Raw genomic sequence first — 4489 nt, forward strand, 5'->3', positions numbered from 1 at the left:
AGCTGGCGGAGGAGGTCACGGCGGGGCTGGAGGGTATGGAGGTTCCGCTGCGGGTGGCGGTGATGGGCTGTGTCGTCAACGGTCCCGGTGAGGCGCGTGAGGCCGATCTGGGGGTGGCGTCGGGCAATGGCAAGGGGCAGATCTTCGTGAAGGGCGAGGTCGTCAAGACGGTTCCCGAGTCGAAGATCGTCGAGACCCTCATCGAAGAGGCGATGAAGATCGCCGAGCAGATGGAGAAGGACGGCGTCCCCTCCGGCGAACCCAGCGTCGCCGTCGCGGGCTGAACCCCCGCCGGCACCGTCCCCCGGCGGCACGGCCGCCCGGGGACGGGCCGGGCAGCCGGATCGGGCACCCGGGCCCCGCGCCGCAGGTCGCGGCGGGGGCGACCAGCGCGAGGGGCGCCGCACAAGAACGACAGGTACAGTGCGGAGATCCGAAGACCGCACGGTGAGGCCCCCCGACACGTGTTGACTACATCCACCACCAGGGTGCTCGAACCCGGCGACCTCGACGCCGCGCTCGCCGTCCTCGACCGCGAGCCGGTCGCCAACGCCTTCGTCGCCTCGCGCGTGCAGGTCGCCGGCCTCGACCCCTGGCGGCTCGGCGGCGAGATGTGGGGCTGGTACGCCGACGGGCAGCTGCGCTCGCTGTGCTACTCCGGCGCCAACCTGGTGCCCGTCTGCGCCACCCCCGCGGCCGTACGCGCCTTCGCCGACCGGGCACGCAGGGCCGGCCGCCGCTGCTCCTCCATCGTCGGCCCGGCCGAGGCCACCTCCGTCCTGTGGTCGCTCCTAGAACCCCACTGGGGACCCGCCCGCGAGGTGCGCTCCCGCCAGCCGCTGATGGTCACCGACCGGCCCTCCGCCGAGATCGCCCCCGACCCGCTGGTGCGCCGCGTCCGCAAGGACGAGATGGACGTGATCATGCCCGCCTGCGTGGCCATGTTCACCGAGGAGGTCGGCATCTCCCCGCTCGCCGGCGACGGCGGGCTGCTCTACCAGGCGCGGGTCGCCGAACTCGTCGGCACCGGCCGCTCCTTCGCACGGATAGAGAACGGCCGGGTCGTCTTCAAGGCGGAGATCGGTGCCGCCACCACCCGTGCCTGCCAGATCCAGGGCGTCTGGGTCGCCCCCGAGTTCCGCGGCCGCGGCCTGTCCGAGACCGGCATGGCCGCCGTCCTGCGCCACGCCCTCACCGACGTCGCGCCCGTCGTCAGCCTCTACGTCAACGACTTCAACACCGCGGCCCGCGCCTCCTACCGCCGCGTCGGGTTCCGCGAGACCGGCGCCTTCATGAGTGTGCTGTTCTGACCGCCCGGTACGCTCGCCGCATGGATGATGTGGTGGTCGGGCCCCTCGACCTCGCCGCGCGCGTGGACGACGCGCTGGCCGTACAGGCGCTCGCGTTCGGGCTCTCCGCCGAGGAGACGGGCATCCGCCGCCACATCGTGCTGCGGCACCTGACCTCTCCCGGGGCCCGCGCCCTCGGCGCCACCACCGACTCGGGGCGGCTGGTCGGCTTCGTGTACGGCATGCCCAACGACCGCACGCACTGGTGGTCCACGGTCGTCGAACCGTACCTGCGCGCGGCGGGGAACGAGGCATGGCTCGACGACTCCTTCGTCATCACCGAGCTGCACGTCCACCCGGCGTACCAGAAGCTGGGCATCGGGCGCCGGCTGATCACCACCATCACGGACTCCGCCACCGAGCCGCGCTCCATCCTCTCCGCGATCGACACCGAGAGCCCGGCGCGCGGCCTGTACCGCTCGCTGGGGTACGCCGACCTGGCCAGACGGGTGCTTTTCCCCAGTGCCGCCATGCCCTACGCGGTGATGGGAGCCCCCCTGCCGCTGCTGCGCCGGCCTTGATCGACTCCATAACGGATTTCCGGCAGCCGGACCGCCCCGGCTAACCTCCTGCCATCACCTTTTTCGAGCAGGAGTTGTTCACCATGGCCCAGGTCCAGCGCATGTCCCGGTTGATGCTCAAGACACTGCGCGACGACCCGGCGGACGCCGAGACCCTCAGCCACAAGCTGCTGGTCCGCGCCGGATACGTACGCCGGTCGTCCGCGGGGGTCTGGAGCTGGCTGCCGCTCGGAAAGAAGGTGCTGGAGAACGTCGCGCGGGTGGTCCGCGAGGAGATGGACGCCATCGGCGGCCAGGAGGTGCTGCTCCCCGCGCTGCTCCCCAAGGAGCCGTACGAGGCGACGGGCCGCTGGGAGGAGTACGGCGACCTGCTGTTCCGTCTCAAGGACCGCAAGGGCGCCGAGTACCTCCTCGGCCCGACGCACGAGGAGATCTTCACCCTGCTGGTGAAGGACCAGTGCTCGTCCTACAAGGACCTGCCGGTGATCCTCTACCAGATCCAGGTGAAGTACCGCGACGAGGCCCGCCCCCGCTCCGGTGTGCTGCGCGGCCGTGAGTTCCACATGAAGGACTCGTACTCCTTCGACACCACGGACGAGGGCCTGGCCGAGTCCTACCGCCTGCACCGCGAGGCGTACATCAACATCTTCCGGCGCCTCGGTCTCGACTACCGCATCGTCTCCGCCGTCTCCGGCGCGATGGGCGGTTCGGCCTCCGAGGAGTTCCTGGCCCCGGCCGCGGCCGGCGAGGACACCTTCGTCGACTGCCCCAACTGCGACTACGCGGCGAACACGGAGGCCGTGACCTTCGAGCTGAAGCCGGTCGAGGGCGCCGAGTACGGTCCGGTCGAGGAACTGGACACCCCCGACACCCCGACCATCGAGACCCTCGCCGAGCACCTCGGCGTCCCGGCCTCGGCGACCCTGAAGAACCTCCTGGTCAAGGTCGACGGCGAGATCGTGGCCGTGGGCGTGCCCGGCGACCGCGAGGTCGACCTGGGCAAGCTGGGCGAGCACCTCGCCCCGGCCGTCGTCGAGCTCGTCACCGCCGAGGACTTCGAGGGCCGCCCCGACCTCGTGCGCGGCTACGTCGGCCCGCAGGGCCTCGGCAAGGTCCGCTACATCGCCGACCCGCGGGTCGCGCCCGGCACCGCCTGGATCACCGGTGCGAACAAGCCCGACACCCACGCCAGGAACGTCGTGTGCGGCCGGGACTTCGAGGTCGACGACTACCTCGACGTCGTCGTGGTCGAGGAGGGCGACCCCTGCCCCAGTTGCGGCACCGGCCTGAAGCTCGACCGGGCCATCGAGATCGGCCACATCTTCCAGCTGGGCCGCAAGTACGCCGACGCCTTCCAGCTCGACGTCCTCGGCCAGAGCGGCAAGCCCGTGCGGGTCACCATGGGCTCGTACGGCATCGGCGTCTCGCGGGCGGTCGCGGCGCTCGCCGAGCAGACCGCGGACGAGCAGGGCCTGTGCTGGCCGCGCGAGATCGCCCCGGCCGACGTGCACGTCGTCGCGGCGGGCAAGGCCCTCCAGACGGAGCTGGCCCTGGACGTCGCCGAGAAGCTGGGCACCGCGGGCCTGCGGGTCCTCGTCGACGACCGGGCGGGCGTCTCGCCCGGCGTGAAGTTCACCGACGCGGAACTCATCGGCGTCCCCAAGATCCTCGTCGCGGGCCGCCGCTCCGCGGAGGGCGTCGTGGAGCTGAAGGACCGCCGCACGGGCGAGCGCGAGGAACTCACCGTCGACGAGGCCGTCGCCCGCCTCACCGCCTGACACCCTCACCGGTTCTCGTCACCCGCCGGCCCCGGTCCCCGGCCGGGGCGGGCGGGCGTGCGCGTCCCCCGGCCGGGGCCCGCGCCCGCGCACAACGGCGCGGCCCGCCCGGCGGCACCCGCACACGCCGGACTGCGGCCGGCGATGTCACCGAGGGCCCGCAGGGCCCGGTACTCGTGAGCGCCGCCGCGAGTTCCCCCTCCCGGCCGCCGCCGGGGAACTCGCCGGCCTTTCGTGCCTGACCAGGCCCGCGTCGAGGGGCGTTCCCGCAGGCGCTGTCCAGACCGGGCCTGCCCGCCCAGACTGTCGTCCGCAGGCGCTGAGACGGCGTAGGGCGTCGATCGGAGCCGGGGCTGAGCGCCCACGCGGGGCCCGGCCCTGGGCCCGGCCCGTCCGGCGGCCACCCGCAGGACGCCAAACGCGGCCAGCCACCCACCGCAGCCGACGTGCCACCCACCCCGGCCATGCCCACGTTCACCAATCCGCGGTCGGCTAGTGCCGCGTCGGTCGGGGTTTGCCCGCTGAGGAGCGGCGTCCGGTGCCGGGGGTACCTCCCGCCGGAGGCAGGGGGAGCGTCGCAAGGCGGCTGGAAGCCCTCGTAGTGGGCCTGCTCGGGCTTTCGGCCAACGCGGCGTGGGGGTACCTCCCGCGCCCGGAGGGCTGCGGGGGAGTGCCGTGCAAGGCGTCGCGACGGGGCGAACCTTGGCTGACGCGGCACTAGGGTCCGTCTTCAAATTGATCTTGCCCAGATCAGGATTGCTGCGAGTGTGACCGCTGCTTCGTAGGAGGTGGCGGTCTTCTCGTAGCGGGTGGCGATGCCGCGGAAGCCTTTGAGTTGGTT

Annotated in this window: 4 protein-coding genes; all 4 read left to right on the forward strand. The window is 72.4% G+C overall.

What is annotated here, in order from left to right:
- The coding region (locus tag GUY61_RS35165; RefSeq protein WP_166634378.1) for a flavodoxin-dependent (E)-4-hydroxy-3-methylbut-2-enyl-diphosphate synthase at window positions 1-284 on the forward strand (284 nt) is incomplete at its 5' end.
- Between the two features lie 180 nt (window positions 285-464).
- Window positions 465-1310 carry a DUF4081 domain-containing GNAT family N-acetyltransferase gene (locus GUY61_RS35170; RefSeq protein WP_166634379.1) on the forward strand — a complete coding sequence of 282 codons (846 nt, stop codon included), beginning with the start codon at window positions 465-467 and terminating at the stop codon, window positions 1308-1310.
- A gap of 20 nt (window positions 1311-1330) precedes the next feature.
- Window positions 1331-1870: a GNAT family N-acetyltransferase gene (locus GUY61_RS35175; RefSeq protein ID WP_166634380.1), complete on the forward strand. Its 540-nt coding sequence runs from the start codon at window positions 1331-1333 to the stop codon at window positions 1868-1870.
- 83 nt (window positions 1871-1953) lie between these two features.
- Window positions 1954-3648: a proline--tRNA ligase gene (locus tag GUY61_RS35180; protein ID WP_166634381.1), complete on the forward strand. Its 1695-nt coding sequence runs from the start codon at window positions 1954-1956 to the stop codon at window positions 3646-3648.
- Window positions 3649-4489: the final 841 nt, after the last annotated feature.

Source organism: Streptomyces sp. GC420, from assembly GCF_009916105.1.
Classification (GTDB): Bacteria; Actinomycetota; Actinomycetes; order Streptomycetales; family Streptomycetaceae; genus Streptomyces.

Excerpts from the sequence above, each read along its gene's own strand:
- GUY61_RS35175 (WP_166634380.1), top strand. The coding sequence starts at position 1,331 with ATGGATGATGTGGTGGTCGGGCCCCTCGACCTCGCCGCGCGCGTGGAC.
- GUY61_RS35180 (WP_166634381.1), top strand. The coding sequence starts at position 1,954 with ATGGCCCAGGTCCAGCGCATGTCCCGGTTGATGCTCAAGACACTGCGC.